Origin of the sequence: Cohnella sp. LGH, assembly GCF_017671885.1 — a bacterium.
GTDB lineage: Bacteria > Bacillota > Bacilli > Paenibacillales > Paenibacillaceae > Cohnella > Cohnella phaseoli.
The window spans coordinates 1,988,244-2,005,807 of record NZ_CP072117.1 but is presented as its reverse complement, the minus strand read 5'-3'; the positions used below and the strand labels follow the sequence as shown (position 1 = coordinate 2,005,807).

21 protein-coding genes are annotated in these 17,564 nt (G+C 54.7%); 17 read left to right on the top strand and 4 right to left on the bottom strand.

What is annotated here, in order from left to right; translation table 11 throughout:
- Nucleotides 1-66: 66 nt before the first annotated feature.
- Both J4772_RS08105 and J4772_RS08100 read right to left on the bottom strand, forming a co-directional pair.
- Nucleotides 67-441 (bottom strand): cupredoxin domain-containing protein, encoded by a 375-nt coding sequence (locus J4772_RS08105; RefSeq protein WP_116062686.1) that lies wholly within the window; start codon nt 439-441, stop codon nt 67-69.
- Nucleotides 442-638: 197 nt separating this feature from the next.
- Nucleotides 639-995: a phage holin family protein gene (locus J4772_RS08100; RefSeq protein WP_116062687.1), complete on the bottom strand. Its 357-nt coding sequence runs from the start codon at nt 993-995 to the stop codon at nt 639-641.
- 105 nt (nt 996-1,100) lie between these two features.
- Between J4772_RS08100 and J4772_RS08095 the strand changes: the two genes are divergently transcribed.
- The 3 genes from J4772_RS08095 (at nt 1,101) to J4772_RS08085 (ending at nt 4,549) form a co-directional block, all read left to right on the top strand.
- The gene (locus J4772_RS08095; protein ID WP_209074824.1) at nt 1,101-3,461 is read left to right on the top strand and encodes an endonuclease MutS2; all 2,361 of its coding nucleotides are present in this window, start codon (nt 1,101-1,103) and stop codon (nt 3,459-3,461) included.
- A 15-nt stretch (nt 3,462-3,476) separates the two neighbouring features.
- The gene (locus J4772_RS08090; RefSeq protein ID WP_094045542.1) at nt 3,477-3,896 is read left to right on the top strand and encodes a DUF350 domain-containing protein; all 420 of its coding nucleotides are present in this window, start codon (nt 3,477-3,479) and stop codon (nt 3,894-3,896) included.
- A gap of 110 nt (nt 3,897-4,006) precedes the next feature.
- Complete coding sequence (locus tag J4772_RS08085; protein ID WP_209074823.1) at nt 4,007-4,549, top strand: hypothetical protein; 543 nt, start codon at nt 4,007-4,009, stop codon at nt 4,547-4,549.
- 140 nt (nt 4,550-4,689) lie between these two features.
- On the opposite strand, the gene J4772_RS08080 is transcribed toward J4772_RS08085, so the two are convergent.
- Nucleotides 4,690-5,934: an IS110 family RNA-guided transposase gene (locus J4772_RS08080; protein ID WP_209074822.1), complete on the bottom strand. Its 1,245-nt coding sequence runs from the start codon at nt 5,932-5,934 to the stop codon at nt 4,690-4,692.
- Between the two features lie 408 nt (nt 5,935-6,342).
- Between J4772_RS08080 and cysK the strand changes: the two genes are divergently transcribed.
- From cysK to J4772_RS08020, 12 genes are all read left to right on the top strand, one after another.
- Nucleotides 6,343-7,260: a cysteine synthase A gene (gene cysK / locus J4772_RS08075; protein ID WP_209074821.1), complete on the top strand. Its 918-nt coding sequence runs from the start codon at nt 6,343-6,345 to the stop codon at nt 7,258-7,260.
- A gap of 159 nt (nt 7,261-7,419) precedes the next feature.
- Entirely contained in the window at nt 7,420-7,641 is a 222-nt protein-coding gene (locus J4772_RS08070; protein WP_209074820.1) for a hypothetical protein, read from the top strand.
- Nucleotides 7,642-7,656: 15 nt separating this feature from the next.
- On the top strand, nt 7,657-8,019 hold the full coding sequence (locus J4772_RS08065) for a spore coat protein (RefSeq protein WP_116062692.1): 363 nt from the start codon (nt 7,657-7,659) through the stop codon (nt 8,017-8,019).
- Nucleotides 8,020-8,142: 123 nt separating this feature from the next.
- Nucleotides 8,143-8,634, top strand: a complete 492-nt coding sequence (locus J4772_RS08060; RefSeq protein ID WP_116062693.1) for an Lrp/AsnC family transcriptional regulator — start codon at nt 8,143-8,145, stop codon at nt 8,632-8,634.
- 38 nt (nt 8,635-8,672) lie between these two features.
- On the top strand, nt 8,673-9,902 hold the full coding sequence (locus J4772_RS08055; protein ID WP_209074819.1) for an aminotransferase class I/II-fold pyridoxal phosphate-dependent enzyme: 1,230 nt from the start codon (nt 8,673-8,675) through the stop codon (nt 9,900-9,902).
- 130 nt (nt 9,903-10,032) lie between these two features.
- Nucleotides 10,033-10,281, top strand: a complete 249-nt coding sequence (locus tag J4772_RS08050) for an aspartyl-phosphate phosphatase Spo0E family protein (protein ID WP_246016632.1) — start codon at nt 10,033-10,035, stop codon at nt 10,279-10,281.
- A gap of 45 nt (nt 10,282-10,326) precedes the next feature.
- Nucleotides 10,327-10,908: a bifunctional adenosylcobinamide kinase/adenosylcobinamide-phosphate guanylyltransferase gene (locus tag J4772_RS08045; protein WP_116062695.1), complete on the top strand. Its 582-nt coding sequence runs from the start codon at nt 10,327-10,329 to the stop codon at nt 10,906-10,908.
- Nucleotides 10,905-11,483, top strand: a complete 579-nt coding sequence (locus J4772_RS08040; protein WP_209074818.1) for a cob(I)yrinic acid a,c-diamide adenosyltransferase — start codon at nt 10,905-10,907, stop codon at nt 11,481-11,483. Before J4772_RS08045 ends, J4772_RS08040 begins: the two co-directional genes overlap by 4 nt.
- Nucleotides 11,484-11,487: 4 nt before the next feature.
- On the top strand, nt 11,488-12,459 hold the full coding sequence (locus J4772_RS08035; protein ID WP_209074817.1) for an RluA family pseudouridine synthase: 972 nt from the start codon (nt 11,488-11,490) through the stop codon (nt 12,457-12,459).
- Between the two features lie 18 nt (nt 12,460-12,477).
- Complete coding sequence (locus J4772_RS08030; RefSeq protein ID WP_246016633.1) at nt 12,478-12,846, top strand: arsenate reductase family protein; 369 nt, start codon at nt 12,478-12,480, stop codon at nt 12,844-12,846.
- Complete coding sequence (locus tag J4772_RS08025; protein ID WP_209074816.1) at nt 12,843-14,033, top strand: aminotransferase class I/II-fold pyridoxal phosphate-dependent enzyme; 1,191 nt, start codon at nt 12,843-12,845, stop codon at nt 14,031-14,033. Before J4772_RS08030 ends, J4772_RS08025 begins: the two co-directional genes overlap by 4 nt.
- 8 nt (nt 14,034-14,041) lie before the next feature.
- Entirely contained in the window at nt 14,042-14,935 is an 894-nt protein-coding gene (locus J4772_RS08020) for a 5'-3' exonuclease (protein ID WP_209074815.1), read from the top strand.
- A gap of 175 nt (nt 14,936-15,110) precedes the next feature.
- Here J4772_RS08020 and J4772_RS08015 read toward each other — a convergent pair whose 3' ends face one another.
- Nucleotides 15,111-15,695, bottom strand: a complete 585-nt coding sequence (locus J4772_RS08015) for a transposase (RefSeq protein WP_209074814.1) — start codon at nt 15,693-15,695, stop codon at nt 15,111-15,113.
- A gap of 252 nt (nt 15,696-15,947) precedes the next feature.
- On the opposite strand from J4772_RS08015, the gene J4772_RS08010 reads away from it, so the two are divergent.
- Together J4772_RS08010 and J4772_RS08005 are read left to right on the top strand one after the other, a co-directional pair.
- A complete protein-coding gene (locus tag J4772_RS08010; RefSeq protein ID WP_209074813.1) occupies nt 15,948-16,700 on the top strand; it encodes an ABC transporter ATP-binding protein in 753 nt (250 codons plus the stop codon).
- A 41-nt stretch (nt 16,701-16,741) separates the two neighbouring features.
- The gene (locus J4772_RS08005; protein WP_209074812.1) at nt 16,742-17,542 is read left to right on the top strand and encodes an ABC transporter permease; all 801 of its coding nucleotides are present in this window, start codon (nt 16,742-16,744) and stop codon (nt 17,540-17,542) included.
- Nucleotides 17,543-17,564 lie beyond the last annotated feature (22 nt).

The following is a 17,564-nucleotide window of genomic DNA, read 5'->3' as shown; positions in this document are numbered from 1 at the left end:
CATGCGAAAAAAGGCGATTCATCCGGACGTTTGTCCGAGATGAATCGCCTTTGAAATTTGGATGGTTTAGCTTACGACAAGCTTCGCGATCATTTGCGCATGGCCTTGTCCGCACATAATGCTGCATCGGATTTCATAAGTACCGGCCGGCAAAGTGACGACCTTGGATTTGTTGCCCCTGATCGAGATGTCTTGACCGACAACTTCGATCCCGTGGGCACCCTTCAAGTTTTCGAGCGTTAACTTGACCGGAGTGTCCTTCGGCAGGGCGTATTCGGCTTGATCGAATTCCCAGTTGCTCGCTTTAACGACAACCTCTTGAGAAAAGGTTTCTTCGCTTGCTCCAGCGTTGCTGCCTGAGTTTGTATCCTTGCCTCCGCATGCCGATAAAATCAGCGTCAAGGCTGCAATAGTCAAGAAATAGGCGAATTTTCTTTGCATGATTAATAACCTCCGTACAAGGTGAAATGACAGACGGTCCGTCCCGTTGGGCGTTGTCGTCTGCACACCATTGTATCATAAGGCTGTGGGCGCCTATTGCTTAATCTATGGCAGAGTCATGACATTATTTAGAAATAGGCCTAACGCAGGATGCGCGCAAGGCCTTAGGCATTAAAGACCTTGCGCGCCCTCTGTAGCTAGCTTCTGTGTTTGCCGGCTTCGTACGGGGACGCGATCGGGATAAACAGATCGATGATCCCGATTACAAGAGCCGCCAGCAACGCGCCGATTACCGTCACTTCAACGTGGCCAACGACGAACTGAGCCAGCCAGATGACGAGGGCGCTGCAAAGGAATCCGACGATCCCCCGTCCGAACGGGGTCACTTTTTTACCGAAGATTCCTTCGATGATCCACCCCAATACGGCGATGACGACTGCAAGCATCAATGCGCTCCAAAACCCGCCCACGGAAAATTGAGGAACGAGCCAGCCGACAACCATCAAGACAATGGCTGCGACAATAAAGCGAACAATCGTGCCGATGATATTCATGTTTTCGACCTCCTTTGGAAGTAGTTTATCCTAAGATTCAATCCCTATGCTTTCGCATGGATGAAGGATTCGGCTATAATATAGGCGAAGGAGATGACAATTGCCGTGAACGAGAAGGCTTTACATACATTGGAGTACGATAAAATCATTCGAAGGTTGACAGGACTTGCGGCCACCAGCCTGGGCAGGGAAGAGGCGGAGAAGCTGACCCCCAGCCGCGAGCTCGAAATCGTCAAGCGGCGGCTGGCTGCGACGGACGAAGCGTCCAGAGCCGTAAGTTTGAAAGGGGCGCCTCCGTTCGGAGGCATTACGGATATTCGCTCTTCCCTTCAGCGAGCCAAGCTGCAGGGGATGCTGCAGCCGCCGGAGCTGATGGAGGTCGCCCAGTTTATTATGGGCTCGCGCCGGTTAAACCGCTTTATTGCGTCTGCCGGTGAAGAGACGGAACTTCCGTTGCTATCCGATCTGTGCGAGCCGCTGACCGACTTTAAGGCTCTCGAAGACGAAATTCGCAGATGCATTGACGAGCAGGGAGACGTGCTCGATTCGGCCAGCCCGGAGCTGGCCTCCATGCGCAGAGATATCCGCGTCAACGAAGGCCGGGCCAGAGAAAAGCTGGAAAGCTTGATCCGTTCGTCTTCGGTACAGAAAATGCTTCAGGAAACATTGATTACGATGCGCAACGACCGTTACGTTATTCCGGTGAAGCAGGAGTATCGGGCACACTTCGGAGGCATCGTCCACGATCAGTCGGGAAGCGGCGCAACGCTGTTTATCGAGCCGGAGGCCGTCGTGCAGATGAACAACAAGCTGCGCGAGCTTAAGATCAAGGAGCAGAACGAGGTCGAACGCATTTTGCGCAAGCTGACCGCCGAGGTCGGAGAGCGCGCGGATTTGCTCGCGGGCGATGCGGAAATTCTCGGGATCATCGATTTTGTTTTCGCCAAAGCGTCTCTGGCCCATGCATTATCCGCGACCCTTCCCGTTATGAACGATGAAGGCAAAATTGTTCTGTATAAAGGCAGACATCCGCTGCTGGACATCAAAACCGCCGTGCCGATCGATATCGAATTGGGAGAGAGCTACACGTCGATTATCGTTACGGGTCCGAACACCGGAGGAAAAACCGTTTCGCTGAAAACGATCGGCTTGCTCAGCCTGATGGCGATGTCCGGTTTGTTCGTGCCCGCGGAGGACGGCAGTCGGCTTTGCGTGTTCGACGGCATTTATGCCGATATCGGCGACGAGCAGAGCATCGAGCAAAGCTTGAGCACCTTCTCCAGCCATATGACGAATCTGATTTCCATGCTTGGGCAAGTCACGAGCCGTAGTCTCGTGCTGCTTGACGAGCTTGGCGCGGGGACGGATCCCGCGGAAGGCTCCGCTCTTGCTATCGCGATTCTGGAGCATCTGCAGAAACTGGGATGCCGACTAATCGCGACGACGCACTACAGCGAACTTAAAGCTTATGCCTACAACCGGGAAGGGATCACCAATGCCAGCATGGAGTTTGACGTCGCTACGCTGCGTCCGACTTATCGGCTGTTGGTCGGCGTTCCCGGCAGGAGCAATGCGTTCGCCATCGCGGAGAGACTCGGGCTTCCGAAGAGCATTATCGATCACGCGCGCGGCGAAGTGAGCGAAGACGAACTGAAAGTCGATTCGATGATCGCTTCTCTGGAGCAGGATCGCTTGCAAGCCGAAACGGAAAGACGAACGGCCGAAATGTTGCGACTTGAAACGGAGAAGTTGCGTAAAGAAATACAGGAGGAACGCTTCAAGCTTCAAGAGCAGAAAGCAAAGCTGCTGGAAGCGGCTCGCGAGGAAGCGCGTCAGCAGGTCGCCAAAGCCAAACGGGAGGCTGAGGAGATTATCGCGGATCTCCGTCGGTTGGCGCTGGAGGAAGGGGCATCCGTTAAGGAGCATAAGCTGATCGAAGCCAAGAAACGGCTTGAGGAAGCGGTTCCCGATCCTGTCTCCAGGCCGACTCGTCAAGGCGGGGCAAAGCCGTCGAAGATCGTAGCGGGAGACGAAGTAAAGGTCCACAGCCTGAACGGGCAGAAGGGTCACGTCGTCGAGCTTGTCGGAAGCGGAGAAGCCGTCGTTCAACTGGGCATTTTGAAGATGAAGGTGTCTCTATCCGATCTGGAACCGATGCGATCGGCATCGTCGGCAAAGACGCCGGCGCAAGCGACGACAGTCAAACGCTCCCGCGACGAGAATATCCGCACCGAGCTGGATTTGCGCGGAATGGCGCTCGACGAAGCGCTTATGGAAGTGGACCGTTTTCTGGACGAAGCGTTCCTTGGCAATCTGGGGCAGGTTTACATTATACACGGCAAAGGTACCGGGGCTTTGCGCAGCGGGATACAGGATTTCCTGCGGCGTCATACGCATGTAAAAAGCTATCGGTTAGGCCAATTCGGGGAAGGCGGCGCGGGCGTATCCGTAGCCGAGCTTCACTAACGGGAGGTCTTGCGAATGCAGGATGTTGTCGATTCCATCATGTCTCAGCCTTTTCTTGCGGTGCTGGCTTATTTTTCCGTAGGCATATTGGCGTTGATCGTCTTTCTCTCTTGCTTCGAATGGGTGACGAAGTATGACGGGTGGAAGGAAATCGGCAGAGGCAACTTGGCGGCGGCCATGGCGACCGGCGGCAAAATATTCGGAATTTGCAATATCTTCCGATTCTCGATTGAAGCTAACGATACGATTTATCAAAGTATTTTGTGGTCGGCCGTCGGATTCGTGCTGCTGCTTGTCGCGTATTTTCTGTTCGAGTTTTTCACCCCGGTTTTTCGGGTAGACGAAGAAATCGGCAAGGATAATCGTGCGGTAGGTCTCCTGTCGCTCGTATTGTCCGTTTCCTTGTCCTATATTATCGGCGCAGCCGTCATTTGAGCACGGAGGGAACAAAAGCTATGAAATATTTGTGGGGAACTTTGCTTGCCTTGGCGATTTTGTTCATCGCGGTCGGCGTATTCTATATGATGAAGGAGGCTTAATACGTCATGTCGGTTACTATTTGTCCATGGTGTCAAAGCGAGATTATCCAAGAAGAGGGAGAAGAGCCGGAGAAAATTTGTCCGGTGTGCGACAATGAGCTTGACGGCTATCGCACGCTTCAATTCAGCCTTGGAGACGAAGAAGAGTCAGAGGAAGAAGAGGCGGAAGATGAGCGTCTCGTATCCATTGACGACGACGAGGACCTAGGCTGGCTGGACGAGGAGGATCTGGATTCTAACGAGCAGCTTGTCCGCTTTGACGAGGCGCTGACGGAGCTCTACGACGAACAGGCGCTCATGCCCGAATGTCCAGTCTGCCGCGAATATATGATTGAAGCCGGAGAGCGTCTCGTCGGGGCTGCAGAGTTTGCTCCGCGCCTGCCGGGAAATTCGGATGCGCCTTTGCTGGAGGCTCCGTTCAAGCTGACGATGTTTGTATGTCCGTCCTGCTTTGCGACTCATTCCTTTCTGGGAGATGAAGCGCGTCAACGTTTTATACGCGGCTTAAGTCGCCATGATAAGTCCAGCGGTATGATGTCAAGCCCCTAAATCATGAGAATTGGAAATTTTCTTGGCTATAAGTTAGATCAGTCATGAAAAATGGGCACATCAAATCAAACCCAGCCGAAAATCAAGTGAATAACCAGATATTTACTGGGAATTCATGAAGGACTTTGGCAAAGGAGGCGTCAATCCTTCGCAGTCATCACCTTCTTTCGAGGCGTATAGAGTTGGCCGTTGCGTAGCAGCACATCGACCAGACGCACGAGTTTTCTTGCCGTTAAGACGAGGGCGCGTTTGTGTTGGTGCTTGGGTACTTCCTTGTATTTCTTCCGGTAATACTCGCCGAATTCTTCATCGCGGTTTTTTACCGAGTTGGCAGCTTCAACCAGGTAATAGCGAAGGAATCGGTTGCCGGATTTAATGCGTTTCGTATCTTCCGCTTCAAAGGGGCCAGACTGGTGCCGACGCCACGTGAGACCTGCGTACTTGGCGACAGCGGCTTGATCGCTGAAGCGCTCGATGTCGCCGATTTCGGCGAGAATACCAGCGGCATAAACCCGATCAATACCGGGAATCGAACGCAAGCACTTGGCGCCAGGGATGCCGTCGAGAATCCGCTCGATCGCCTTGTCCAAATCCTTGAGCTGAGTTTGGATGCTTCGAATCGCTTGAATGGACGCGCCGAGCACAAGGTCGATGGAATCCTCGACAACCTTGGACAGCCGATAAGAAGCTCTGGCAGCCTTCTGAATGCAGCGCGCGACGTTCTCAGGGTCGGGGAAGCGGTTGCGTCCCTTATCCCGCAAGTAGTCGGCCAAGTCGGCGACCTCCATTGTCGCGATGTCATCGAGACTGTACTTCTCGGAAAGCATCTCCAAGATGGCGTGGCCGAACACCGAGCTGTCGACTTCGGTTGTAAAGGCGTTGCACTTGTAGAACAGGTTCTGCAAGAAATACTGCTTCTCGCGGGTCAGATTGTGAATCAAGTGGAACCGCATGCGTGTCAGGCGCTGGAGCGCAACGTACTGTTCCTGCATGACGATGGTGGTCGTCAGCCTGCCGAAGCGAAGGCGATCCGCAATGACCCAAGCGTCGAGGCGATCGGTCTTATCCAGATCGGGATAAGCGTCTCTGAACTTGCTGACGAGCTTGGGATTGATGGTGAAGACTTTGGCCTTGCGTTCTTTAAGTGCTGGATCCTCGTGCATGTACATGGCGGGATGCCAGCTGTAAACCGAAGTCGCTTCCAGCCCAATGTGAATTTCGGAAGACGAGTGCTTGTCCGCCGCAGCGACGATCCGATCTCTCAGATAAGAAGCGCCTTCGAGATTGTTCTTCACGCTAAGCGTCTCAAGCTTGTCACCGTCAGGATTCATGAAACACGCTTCGAGTTCTTGCGAACTGACGTCAATACCGACAAATAACTTCAAGTGGAATTCCTCCTTTCGATAAGGGTTTCAGGGAATGGACACTCCGGGATGCCTCCGGCGCACGCGCAGATCAATCACCCTCGCCTATAAGAACACGCTTCGGTCCATGAGCTGCCCCGGTCTGCTAAAGTCGGGCATGGGTTGCCGAAGGGAACGGCCAGCGGGTCAGAAGCTCAAACGCGTACCGGAGAAACAGACTTAAGATGTAGACGCGCTACAGGAGAGATACGAATTGCCCCGAATGGACCCTAAGTTCCATTGTCCGGAGGCATGCCGGAAAGTCCAGTCCCTTTTTCAATTTTCAAAGAACGATTCACTGGAAATTTTGAGGGCGGCCCCTAGTCCCCTAGGGGACTGGAAATTGGCTCGTAACTGCCTTCAAGAAATACTATACGAGGAGAATGAAGTATGACCCGTATGGTTCAATCTGTAATCGACCTGATTGGAAACACGCCTGCCGTCGCCCTTCAGCGGTTGACGGGACCGCAGGACGCTCAAGTGCTGGTCAAGCTGGAGAAAATGAATCCTAGCGGAAGCGTCAAGGATCGCGCTGCATCCGGTCTGCTTATAGATGCGGAAACGAGAGGATTGATCGGGCCGGGAAGCTTGATCGTCGAGCCGACCAGCGGCAATACGGGCATTGGACTTGCCATGTATGCGGCTGCGAAAGGATACCGGCTGATTCTCGTTATGCCGGATAATATGACAGCGGAGCGCATTTCTTTGCTTCGCGGCTACGGTGCGGAAGTGGTGCTCACGCCGGCAGCCGAGCGCATGCCGGGAGCGATCGCCAAGGCTCGGGAGCTAATCGAGCAAAACCCCGGCAGCTACATGCCGAATCAATTCGAGAACCCGGCCAATCCGAACATTCATCGTACGACGACCGCATTGGAAATTCTCGAACAAACGGCCGGCCGTCTAGACGCGTTTGTCGCAACCTCCGGCACTGGGGGCACGGTTACAGGGACGGGGGAAGCATTGCGCGAGAAACTCCCTGGTCTACATATTGCGGTCGTTGAGCCGGCAGGCTCTCCCGTGCTTTCCGGCGGACAGCCGGGGCCGCATAAGCTGGTCGGGACAAGCCCGGGTTTTGTGCCGCAAATTTTGAACACTTCGATCTACGATGAGATTATCCAAGTTAAGGATGAGGACGCATTGGAGACGACCAGACGTCTAGCACGCCTGGAAGGTCTGCTGGTAGGGCCTTCGTCCGGGGCGTCCGTATGGGCGGCCTTGCAAGTCGCTCGGCGTCTGGGGCCGGGCAAGCGCGTGCTGTGCATCGCTCCGGATACGGGCGAACGTTATTTGAGTATGGACATTTTTTGAATAGTAGCATCGGTACGTTGCGCCTACGGATTTCCGCAGGCGTTTTTATTTATGTCTGGGGGAAAACCTGTTCCGTTTATTACGGGTGTATACCCGAAGGGGAATCAACAAAGACTACAACTTGATGTGCCAATGAATGCCCGGGAGGTATGATAATCCATGCAAGCCATCACAGCCAAAGAACTGGAATACATCGCCGATTCGATGTCGAACGAGGACTTGTTGATCAAACAGTGCGCGATAGGAGCCGCTACCATTACAAATCCGCAGCTGCGCCAGGCGTGCTCGCACATGGTGGACGTGCATACGCAGCATTACAACACGCTGCTGAGCTCGCTACAGCAGCACCAACCGCTCGCCCCGGCCCAACCCCAAGCTTAAAAGGAGGTTTTAACGATGTTTAACAATCCGGTGCTTCCCGACGAGGATATGGCTTATACGATTTTGGCCGATCTCAAACGGGTTACTCGCGAATACGCCACGGCAGCAACCGAATCGGCTTGTCCGGTCGTTCGGCAAATGTTCACGCAACTTCTCGACGATACGCTGAAGCTGCAAGGCGAACTGTTTAGCGCGATGCAGCAAAACAACATGTACAACCTTCCTTCACAGGCGCTTAAGCCGGATATCGACAAGCAATTGAAGTCGTACCAGCAGACGCAACAGAAGACTTCGCAATTCGTTCAGCAGACGCAATCGGCGCAAGCCAACATGGCGATGAATGCGCAGAACGGCGCTCAAGCTCCGGCTTACCAATAACGAGACTCGTCCCCGATCGGCGCGCTAGCGCCGGTACGGGGATTTTTTAGAGCATCCTTGGATTTGACTATCCATTCGGCCTGTTTTTGATGTATCATGAAGAGTAATTCAGGAGGGATCAGGATGAACGAATTGAAATTGAGCATTTTGGATTTGCTCAAGGAGGACGCCCGCTTGTCCGCCGCTACGATCGCGACGATGCTGGGGGCTGCCGAAGAGGAAGTGTCTGCGGCGATCGCGGAAATGGAGCGGGATAACGTCATCGTCAAGTATGCGACCGTCGTCAATTGGAGCAAGGTCGACGATGAGAAGGTAACGGCGTTGATCGAGGTGAATTGCACTCCGGAAAGAGGGCGCGGATTCGAGAACATCGCGGAGCGCGTTTATTTGTACCCTGAAGTGAAATCGGTCTATCTGATGTCCGGCGCGTTCGATTTGCTGGTCGAGATCGAAGGTAAAAACCTGAAAGAAGTCGCTTCGTTCGTCTCCAACAAATTGTCGACGATCGAATCGGTCATTTCCACCAAAACGTTCTTTATTCTCAAAAAATATAAGCAGGACGGCATTATTTTCGAAGAGATCGAAGACGATCATCGTCTGCTCGTATCGCCATAAACTTGCGGTCTAACGTAAACGTAAAGGAAGAATGTCCAATGATTAAAGATGAGGAAAAGCCGAACGTCGCGCTGGCCGATCCTTCGCGAAGCGAGGGTATGCAGCGTTACTTGGCTTCCCGCGCCCGCGAGATTCCGCCTTCCGGAATCCGTCGCTTCTTCGACTTGGTTAGCGCCAGCAAAGGTAAAGACATTATTACGCTTGGCGTAGGCGAACCGGATTTCGTGACGCCGTGGCGGGTCAGAGACGCAGCCGTATACTCCCTGGAAAAAGGCAAGACGCAATACTCGCCGAATGCGGGCATGCTGGAGCTGCGGGAAGCGATCGGACAATACTTATACAATCAATTTAATTTGACCTACGATCCGGGCAAAGAAATGATCGTTACTGTGGGAGGCAGCGAAGGCATCGATCTGGCGTTGCGCGCGTTGATCGAGCCGGGCGACGAAATTCTCGTTCCCGAGCCTTGCTACATCTCCTATTCGCCGATCACTTCGCTAAGCGGCGGCGTGGCGGTAGGCATCGAGACGTTCGCCGAAGACGAGTTCAAGCTGACGCCGGAAAGCTTGCGGGCGGCGATTACGCCCAAATCGAAGATTCTGGTTCTCTGCTATCCCAGCAATCCGACCGGGGCAATCATGACCTATGAAGAAATGCTGCCGATCGCCAAAATCGTGGAAGAACACGATTTGATCGTCATCTCCGACGAAATCTACGCGGAGCTGACGTTTAACGGCAAGCATGCGAGCTTTGCGTCTTTGCCCGGGATGAAGGACCGGACGATACTCGTCAGCGGCTTCTCCAAAGCGTTCGCGATGACCGGCTGGCGGATGGGCTATGCTTGCGGACACCCGGATTTAATCAGCGCCATGCTCAAAATTCACCAATATACGATCATGTGCGCGCCGACGATGGGGCAGGTAGCCGCGCTTGAAGCTTTGACCAAGGGCGGGTTGGAAGAGAAGGATCGCATGATGGAATCGTATAACCAGCGGCGCCGTCTAGTCGTGCAAGGCTTCCGCGATATGGGGCTGGAATGCCACGAGCCCCAAGGCGCGTTCTATGCGTTCCCGTCCGTTCGATCGACCGGACTGACGTCCGAGCAGTTTGCCGAGAGGCTGCTGCTGGAGGGCAAAGTAGCAGCCGTTCCCGGTCATGTGTTCGGCAAGGGCGGAGAAGGCTTCCTGCGCTGCTGCTATGCGACCTCTGTCGTACAACTGACAGAAGCGCTGGAGAGAATTCATCAATTCCTTAGAAGTTTGGAATAAAAATGAATAAATTACAAAAAGCATATTCAAACGATTAATGTTTTGCTATAATAACCATGATTTTCGACCCGTCGAGTCTGTATAAGTTGAACCCAACCTATATCGCTCGATTATGAGAAGGGGGAGTTACATGGCTGAGGCAAAACATAAATCGAAGAAAATGTCGTCTTCAAAAGCCGATGCACCCATTTCTCGTTACTCGGGCCAAGCGGCGGATTTGGCGGAGGAAATCGACCTTCTCAGAAAGGTAATGACGGATACGTTCCTGCAGGAGCGCTCCTTCGTCGCGGATTCCGTCATGGAGCTGAGCCGGCAATTAGATCGGAAGATTAACGAATATATGAAGATTGTTCTATTGGGCAGGGAGCAGGCGCGGTGACGAACTCACCGGCCTCTTTTTTTCTATAGCAAGGAGGGGGAGCAGATGCTGTGGCTCGTGATCGGCGGCATCGGCTGCGGAAAATCCGCTTTCGCGGACGAGCTTGCGATTGCCGTCGGGCGCGAAGGCATTCGCTTGTCCTGTCCTTCTTTTCCATACGGGGAAGCGGCTGAACATCCTGAGGGTAGAAGTGAAACAGGTTTCTTCAGGACAATGTCGGAGGCGGACGGAACTCTGCCCGAGAAGATCGATGCGATCAATATGGAGTCGAACTTTTATCGCGCGGAGCGGAGAGTCGTTGTCGTCGACAGCTTGTCGGGATGGCTCAGGGCTTCGTTCGCGCGAACGGAGGCCCAGGGAACGATAGACGAAGCCTTCCGGTTCGAAGCGGCCAAATGGCAGCAGACGATCCAGGCGATACTGGCGTTCGAGGGCAGGATTGTCGTCGTGACGGAAGAGCCGGCGATCGGTTTAGCCCCTGCCGCCCTGGAACTGGAATATGCCGGGCGGCTGGCGGAGGCGAATCGCGTTTTGCTGAGGGCAAGTCATGCCGTCTATCGGGTAACGGCCGGAATGGCCGTGGAAATGAAAGGCTATCGTATACAAGAGAGGAACGAAACCAAATGAAAATCTACACGCGGACCGGCGATGGGGGGAAAACGTCGGTAATCGGCGCGCGCGTCGAGAAAGACGATGCAAGAGTGGAAGCTTACGGTACGATCGACGAGTTGAACAGCTTCGTCGGTCAAGCGGCAGCGGTCATCGCCAGATTGCCGGACGGGGAGTGGAGCGATCGGCTTGAACAGCTCACGATGATTCAGCACGAGCTGTTCGATTGCGGCTCCGATTTGAGCTACGCTTCCCTCGATCCGGACAAGATGAAGGTCGCCCCGGAGATGACGGAACGATTGGAACGGTGGATTGACGAACTGGAAGCGTCTAATCCGCCGCTTGAGAAATTCATTTTACCCGGAGGAAGCGAACCGGCAGCTCTGTTTCATGTTTGCAGAACCGTCTGCAGGCGGGCGGAGCGGAGGGTCGTCTCTTTGGCGCGGGAGCAGGAGTGTCCGGAAGAGGTGCGGAAATACTTAAACCGCCTGTCGGACTATTTCTTCTCCGCGGCAAGAGCGGCCAATGCCCGGTTGAATGTGACGGATGTCGAATACGAACGGAGCGCTTCGGTGTTTCGCCGGAGGACGTAGCTGGATGGACGAAACAAGCAAGGGGACGGAATATTACGCGCCGATCGAGTTCGTGGCGGAGGCGGGAGACGAAGGCCGCACGCTAAGGGATGTGCTGCGCAAGCGAATCGGCATTTCGCGCAGGCTGATGGTGCGGCTTAAGACGTCGGAGGAAGGACTGTCCGTCAACGGGCAGAAGGTATGGCCCAACCATAAAATAGTTGCGGGAGATGTTATTTCCCTGCGCATGGAGGCGGAAAGCTCGGAAACGATTCTGCCGCAGCCGATGGAGCTGGACATCGTGTTCGAGGACGAGCACCTGCTCGTGTTGAACAAGCCTGCCGGACTGATCGTCCATCCGACGACGGGACACTATCTAAATACGCTGGCCAACGGCGTTATGCACTATTGGCAGGAGAAAGGCGAAAGGGTCAGGTTTCGTCCGGTTCATCGTCTGGACGAGCATACGTCCGGTCTGGTCGTCGTCGCCAAGCATTCGCTCGCTCAGCAGCAGTTGTCGGCGCAAATGTCCGAGGGGACCGTCGTTAAGGAGTATCGAACGTACGTCTACGGCCGCCCTCCGGCGGCGGAGGGCAGAATCGACGCGCCAATTGGAAGGCAGGCGGAAGATCCGCACCGGCGCGTTGTTCGCGAGGACGGAGCTCCGTCCTTGACGTTTTACCGGGTCGCCGAAACGTACGGGGAACAAGCCTGCGCGATCGATGTGAGACTGGGAACGGGCCGAACGCATCAGATTCGCGTTCATATGACGCATATCGGCTGTCCGATTATCGGGGACAGCTACTACTCGGAGAAACGGTGGAACGAGTCGGAGGCGGCGCAGAGGGTGTCCGGCATTATTGGCAGACAGGCATTGCATGCCTGCAGATTAGGTTTTCGTCATCCCGTTACGGGAGAAGAGATGAGGCTGGACGCGGCGCTTCCGGAAGATATGAGACTGCTGGAACGAGAGCTCGGCAAATGGGCTAATGATTAAGCGAAGGGGTTAGTTGAAGTGGCAAAAGCGTTGAAAATGTATCATCTGCCGACTTGCAGCACGTGCAAGGCGGCCGTTAAAGCTTTGAAGCAGCATGGCTACGAGTTGGAGCTGCACGATATTCGCGAGACGCCGCCGTCAGCCGAAGAACTGGGCAAGCTGATCGCTTCCAGCGGGCTGCCGATCGGCAAATGGTTTAATACGTCCGGCGAAGTCTACCGGGAAATGGGGCTTAAGGACAAAATGGCGGCAATGTCCGACGAAGAAAAAATTCGGCTGCTATCGTCGAACGGCATGCTCATCAAGCGTCCTATCGTTTCAGACGGAGTCAAAACGACGATCGGCTTCCGCGAACAGGAATTCGGTCCGGAGTGGTACGGACAATGAAGAAGCTTAATGTGCGCGCGCAAAAACTGGACCGGCTCGGCTCGGCGATTTTCTCCGAGGTGGCCGATTGGAAGCGGGAGGCGCGGGAACAAGGATTATCCGTCATTTCGCTCGATATCGGAAGCCCGGATCGTCCGCCGGAGGAGGAGCTGCGCGGCGTTCTGGCCGCCGCCAGCCTGCGGTCCGATACTTATCGCTATCCCGGAACGGAAGGCACACTGGCCTTTCGGGAAACGGTAGCGAAGTGGTTCAAATATCGGTTCGGCGTGGAACTGGATTCGCGAAGCGAGATTCTCTCCCTGATGGGCACGCAGGACGGACTGGCGCATTTGCCGCTCGCGGTTGCCGATCCGGGAGATGCGGCGTTGCTGCCCGATCCCGGTTACCCGGTTTACGGCGCGGGGCTGGCTGTGGCGGGCGTCGAAGCGATTCCGCTGCCGTTGCTGGAGGAGAACGGCTACTTGCCGGACTTCGAGGCTGTGCCGCAAGCTGTCTGGGATCGAGTCAAATTCATGATTTTGAATTATCCGAGCAACCCTTTGTCCGCGACGGCCGATCTGGCCTTCTTCGAGAAGGCGGTACATACGGCGCGCAAGCATGGCGTTCTGCTCGTTCACGATAACGCCTACAGCGAGATGGCCTTCGACGGCTTCCGTCCGCCAAGCGTGCTGGAAGTGCCGGACGCGTTGGACGTCGCCATTGAATTCCACTCGCTATCCAAGTCGTATCACTTGGCCGGCACGAGACTCGGTTTTGCGGTCGGCAACCGGGAGGTGCTGTCCAGCTTGCGCGATCTGAAGAACAACATCGATTTCGGCGTCTTCCTGGGCGCTCAGGAAGCGGGAATCGCGGCGCTGGAGCTGGATATGAACGCGCCGAAGCCGATTTCCGGCCTATATGAGCGCCGTCGGGACGTATTCGTTCGCGCTCTTCGCGAGCAAGGCTGGAACGTGACGTCTCCCCAGGCGACGATGTTCCTGTGGGCGCGTGTTCCCGAGGGCTGGTCCTCGCGCAGCTTCTCGCAGTCGCTACTGGCCGCTACAGGCGTAGCGTCGATACCGGGCAACGCGTTTGGCGCAGAGGGAGAAGGTTTTGTCAGGCTGGCGCTGGTCGAGGAAGAGGAAATTCTGGCGGAGGCGGCGAAACGAGTCGGTGAATTCGTTCGAGGAACCGATCCGTGGAAATAAAGGGAGAAATGAACATGTCAGAACCAAAGGTGATGCTCGTCGACGGCATGGCTCTTCTGTTCAGAGGCTACTATGCCAACGCTTACGGAGGATACATCCGCAAGACAAAAGCGGGTCTTCCGACGAATGCGGTATTCGGCTTCGTCAGGTATTTGCTGGATGCTTGCCGAACGTTCGGCCCGACGCATATTATCTGCTGCTGGGATATGGGCAGCAAGACGTTCCGGACCGAGAAGTTCGACGCGTACAAAGGGAACCGCCCGGAAGCTCCGGCGGATCTGATTCCGCAATTCGACCTCGTGAAAAAGGTCGCAAGCGGGCTGGGCATTCCGAATGTCGGCATCGTCGGCTACGAGGCGGACGATTGCATCGGAACGCTGTCCAAGCAATTCGGCCAACATATGGACGTCTATGTGCTGACCGGCGATCACGATATGCTGCAGTTGGTCGACGAGCGGGTTAAAGTGGTGATCATGAAGAAGGGACCGTCCAACTATGCGGTCTACGATCCGGGGATGCTGCTGGAAGAGAAGCAATTAACGCCAAAGCAGTTCATCGATCTGAAGGGATTAATCGGGGACACCTCGGACAATTATCCGGGCGTTAAAGGCATCGGGGAGAAGACGGCGACGAAGCTGCTCGTAGAGTATGGCTCTATTGACGGTATACTGGAAAACCTGCATCTGCTGCCGAAGGGCGTTAAAGCTAAAATCGAAGCGGACGTCGAGATGCTGCACCTATGCCGCGAACTGGCGACGATTCATTGCGAAGCGCCTGTCATCTGCACCGCAGAGGAGTGTTACTGGCAGCCGAATCAGGCCCAAATCTCGTCTCTGTTCGAGGAATTGGAGTTTAACAGCCTTGTTAAGGACGTAAGCAAGCTGGTTCTCTCGGTTTCATAAGTTAATCCATACTGTTCGAAAGAACCTCCACGCGGGCGAATGTATACCAGTGTGCAGGTTCTTTCTCTATTATGAGAAATTCTTAATCTAGTATACTGAAGCAGAATGATAAATACGGTTGGAGAGTTGAGTCGTCTCGACTTGGACACGAAAACGGAAAAAAATAAGTTCGGTATCAATGATAGCCACCGAACACGTCCATCCAGCCGTTGATAATCTTGAGCTTGGACAGCTCTTTTTCGCGACTGGAGCGCTGCGGCTCGATGCTTAAGCTGGCGAACAGGTAGGCGGGGAAGTGGGCGGCTTCTTGTCGTTCGTCCTCCAGCGGCGATCGTCTCGCGGGGGAGCCGTGATTCATCCGGTAATAAAGCGTTGAACGGCTCAAGCCGAGCAGAGCGGTTTTCGTACGGATCGGCAAGTCTCCGTCGTCCTGGGTGACGAGTTCGTTGCGATGTTCCTTGGGAAGTCTCGAAATCATGGCCTGTTTCAGCCACTCCAGCTGCAGGCGCAGCTTGTCGGCCTCCTCCTGCAGCTCCTCGATCCTATGTTCGTAAGCGGTCTTCAGTTCGTTTTCCGACTTGCGCTCGTTTTCGAACAGCTTGTGCATGTTTTGGACGACATGATTTTTCCACCTGTTCAAAACGACGGGCGATATCCGGTATTCCTCGGCCAATCCGGCGACGCTGACCTGTTCCTCAAGAAGCTTGGATAAAATGTGCGCCTTCTGGCTGGGCGTAAATCTTCTGCGTTTTGCCGCCATCTTTAATCCCTCCTTATCGTGGTCCAAATTTCAGTTCGCTTCGAGCTTGAGTAAACTCGACTATGTTCATTTTAGTGTAAACGCGACCGTTTCACAATAATTAATCCTACTTGACACATAGGAATTTAGTAAATTAAGATTCCTATTAACCTGAAGCGGCGGAAGCTGCCAGGGGCGTTCTACTGACCAGACAACTGGAGGTTCGTTGAAATAGAGTTGGGACGGCTGGTTGCAAGGAGGAGGGAGACGGAAATGCAAGTGCTTGGCCTGAACAACGTCTCGAAAACGTATAAAAATGGAACGATCGCCGTACAGCAGGCGAATTTGAGCGTTCGCGAGGGGGATTTCGTTTCATTCGTCGGACCTTCGGGCTGCGGCAAATCCACGATTTTTCGTATGGCCGCGGGTTTGTCCGCGCCGACCGGGGGAGAAATAGAAATTCTCGGCGGATCTCCCGACGAAGCCAGGAAGAGCAACGGCATTGCTTGCGTCTTCCAAGAAGCAACGCTGCTTCCGTGGGTATCGGTAAGGGATAATATCGCCTTGCCGCTGCAGCTTCGCAAGCAGCCCAGAAAGCGCCAGATCGAAGAAGCGGAACGGGTGCTGCATCTCGTAGGCTTGCAGGATTATGCCAAAGCGCTGCCGCGAGAGCTGTCCGGGGGCATGAAAATGCGCGTGTCGATCGCGCGTGCGCTCGTCGCCAATCCGCGGATATTGTTTATGGACGAACCTTTCGGCGCGCTGGACGAGATTACGAGGCAGACGCTGCAGGATGAATTGCTGTCGATTCGGCAAAAAACGGAGAGGATGACGATCCTGTTCGTGACGCACAACGCTTTCGAAGCGGTGTATCTGTCGAACAGGGTCATGGTCATGACGCCGAGACCGGGAAGAATCGCCGGCGAAATCCGCATCGACGTGCCGTATCCGCGCGGGGAACGGTTCAGGGCTCATCCCGACTTCGGCCGATACGTCAGCAAAGTAAGCGAGTCGCTCAAGCATTAATCGGATCGTGGGAACGATTCGCAAGAAAGGGAGTGTGTGCTATGAACGCCATTAGAAGCGGAAAGCTATGGCGTATCGTCCCGCCCGTCGTCGCCTTCGTGCTCTTCGTCGGGTTATGGCAGCTGATCGTCGGTCAAGCCGGCATTCCGCCTTACATGCTGCCGAAGCCGACTGACATCGTCGCATCAGTCGGGGACAACTGGAGGAGCCTGTTCGGCTCTGTATACACGACGGCGTTGGAAACCGTGATCGGCTTTCTGCTCTCCGTCGTCGGAGGCGTGTTGGGCGCGATTCTGCTCGCCAGTTCGAAAGTGATCGAGAGAAGCGTCTATCCGTACGCGATCGTGCTGCAGACGATTCCGATCGTCGCCATCGCTCCGATCATCGTCATCTGGTTCGATGCGGGGCTGAGGTCGATCGTCATTATCGCTTTTCTGATCGGCTTCTGCCCGATGCTGTCCAACACGCTGATCGGGCTTAACTCTACGGATCAACATTTGAAAAACCTGTTCCGCCTCTACAACGCCTCGAAATGGCAGACGATGTGGAAGCTGCGCATTCCCGCGGCGCTTCCGTACATCGTGGGCGGCCTCAAAATTTCCTGCTCTCTCTGCGTGATCGGCGCGATCGTCGGGGAATACGTCGCCGGCGTCGGCGGAGGGCAGGGTGGCCTCGGCTATGCGATTACGTATGCGGCAATGCGGATTCAGACGCCGTATCTGTTCGCCTGCGGCTTGATGGCCTCGCTGCTCGGCATTACTTTCTATCAGCTCGTGAATTGGTTTTCCCGAGAGTTGCTGGGCTCTTGGCACGAGTCGGAGCTCGCGCCCGAAGACGATTAAATTTTATCCAAAGGAATGATGA

What these genes read in the sequence shown, in the direction of transcription:
- J4772_RS08105 (WP_116062686.1), bottom strand. Translation starts at nt 441, where the DNA reads ATGCAAAGAAAATTCGCCTATTTCTTGACTATTGCAGCCTTGACGCTG.
- J4772_RS08100 (WP_116062687.1), bottom strand. Translation starts at nt 995, where the DNA reads ATGAATATCATCGGCACGATTGTTCGCTTTATTGTCGCAGCCATTGTC.
- J4772_RS08090 (WP_094045542.1), top strand. Translation starts at nt 3,477, where the DNA reads ATGCAGGATGTTGTCGATTCCATCATGTCTCAGCCTTTTCTTGCGGTG.
- J4772_RS08085 (WP_209074823.1), top strand. Translation starts at nt 4,007, where the DNA reads ATGTCGGTTACTATTTGTCCATGGTGTCAAAGCGAGATTATCCAAGAA.
- cysK (WP_209074821.1), top strand. Translation starts at nt 6,343, where the DNA reads ATGACCCGTATGGTTCAATCTGTAATCGACCTGATTGGAAACACGCCT.
- J4772_RS08070 (WP_209074820.1), top strand. Translation starts at nt 7,420, where the DNA reads ATGCAAGCCATCACAGCCAAAGAACTGGAATACATCGCCGATTCGATG.
- J4772_RS08065 (WP_116062692.1), top strand. Translation starts at nt 7,657, where the DNA reads ATGTTTAACAATCCGGTGCTTCCCGACGAGGATATGGCTTATACGATT.
- J4772_RS08060 (WP_116062693.1), top strand. Translation starts at nt 8,143, where the DNA reads ATGAACGAATTGAAATTGAGCATTTTGGATTTGCTCAAGGAGGACGCC.
- J4772_RS08055 (WP_209074819.1), top strand. Translation starts at nt 8,673, where the DNA reads ATGATTAAAGATGAGGAAAAGCCGAACGTCGCGCTGGCCGATCCTTCG.
- J4772_RS08050 (WP_246016632.1), top strand. Translation starts at nt 10,033, where the DNA reads ATGGCTGAGGCAAAACATAAATCGAAGAAAATGTCGTCTTCAAAAGCC.
- J4772_RS08045 (WP_116062695.1), top strand. Translation starts at nt 10,327, where the DNA reads ATGCTGTGGCTCGTGATCGGCGGCATCGGCTGCGGAAAATCCGCTTTC.
- J4772_RS08040 (WP_209074818.1), top strand. Translation starts at nt 10,905, where the DNA reads ATGAAAATCTACACGCGGACCGGCGATGGGGGGAAAACGTCGGTAATC.
- J4772_RS08035 (WP_209074817.1), top strand. Translation starts at nt 11,488, where the DNA reads ATGGACGAAACAAGCAAGGGGACGGAATATTACGCGCCGATCGAGTTC.
- J4772_RS08025 (WP_209074816.1), top strand. Translation starts at nt 12,843, where the DNA reads ATGAAGAAGCTTAATGTGCGCGCGCAAAAACTGGACCGGCTCGGCTCG.
- J4772_RS08020 (WP_209074815.1), top strand. Translation starts at nt 14,042, where the DNA reads ATGAACATGTCAGAACCAAAGGTGATGCTCGTCGACGGCATGGCTCTT.
- J4772_RS08015 (WP_209074814.1), bottom strand. Translation starts at nt 15,695, where the DNA reads ATGGCGGCAAAACGCAGAAGATTTACGCCCAGCCAGAAGGCGCACATT.
- J4772_RS08010 (WP_209074813.1), top strand. Translation starts at nt 15,948, where the DNA reads ATGCAAGTGCTTGGCCTGAACAACGTCTCGAAAACGTATAAAAATGGA.
- J4772_RS08005 (WP_209074812.1), top strand. Translation starts at nt 16,742, where the DNA reads ATGAACGCCATTAGAAGCGGAAAGCTATGGCGTATCGTCCCGCCCGTC.